At 47.2% G+C, this 942-nt stretch carries 1 pseudogene; it reads right to left on the bottom strand.

From position 1 onward, the window contains the following. Nucleotides 1-804: pseudogene (locus CIK04_RS26550) on the bottom strand (GGDEF domain-containing protein); the annotation flags it as partial. Between the last annotated feature and the right edge of the window lie 138 nt (nucleotides 805-942).

Below are 942 nucleotides of genomic sequence, written 5' to 3'. Positions count from 1 at the left end.
TTGCCTTGAATATCCGTCCCCAAGTGCCTTGTCATATAAGTGACAGTTTCATCGGTAAGAAACACCGCCATGCGATCAACGCCAAGACTGCTGAATCGCGAAGGAGACTGCCGATTTACACACATCACTTACCGTTGTGCAACGCGACAATTCAACCATGCTTGAATGGAGCATTCGCATCATTTTGTTCTTGGCGTTTACGGATATAAATTTGCGATAACAGCGAACCAAACGATTGCAGCATCTGCTTTTGATAACTGGTGATCGGCTTACGGTGAATAAAATTATCCAGCGCCAGCCAACCGAACGGTTCATGGCCATCACGTAGAATCAACATCAAGTTCCACCCCTGCCCGACCACTTTCCCTGCGGTGTAAAGCGGGGTTCATTCGAGATTCACCAGATGGTGTCGCGTGAAGAGAGAGCGGTAACAAACTCTTCACCCAACTGATGAAGATCGTATTGCGTGTGAAATTCACTGATGGTGTTGCCGTGTTCATCGGTGCCATAAGTACCGTTGAAGCAGCGTTTTTTCATGTCGAGTAATCATAAAAGTTGATCGATCAAACCCCAACCTGTCTCGTAGCGCTTCCACTGCTTTACGATAGAGATCGTTTAACGTGCTGGGGTTGGAGATTTCCAACGCCACTTCTTGCACCAACTTCATGTTGTCAATAAAACGTTCACGATGGTTAATTTCGTCAATGTACTGCGCTTCACGGATATCGCGATTTTTGATCTCTAACGACGCTTGTTTTCCGCACGGATACATTGCCATCTGGCCGCAATCAACTGCATCGCATCGTGGGTTTTCTCGTAGATATGATCGGCAGACCCCGCTTTTACCCCTTGGATCAGAATGTAAGTTCGTAGCGATGGGGAAGTTATCCAGCATCATGATGTAGCTGTTCCCCCGAGGAGATCACGGTGATCCCAGTTACA

The sequence above is a fragment of the Vibrio sp. 03_296 genome (genome assembly GCF_002265885.1).
The sequence above is the reverse complement of the archived record's forward strand: the minus strand, read 5'-3'. Positions and strand labels throughout refer to the sequence as shown.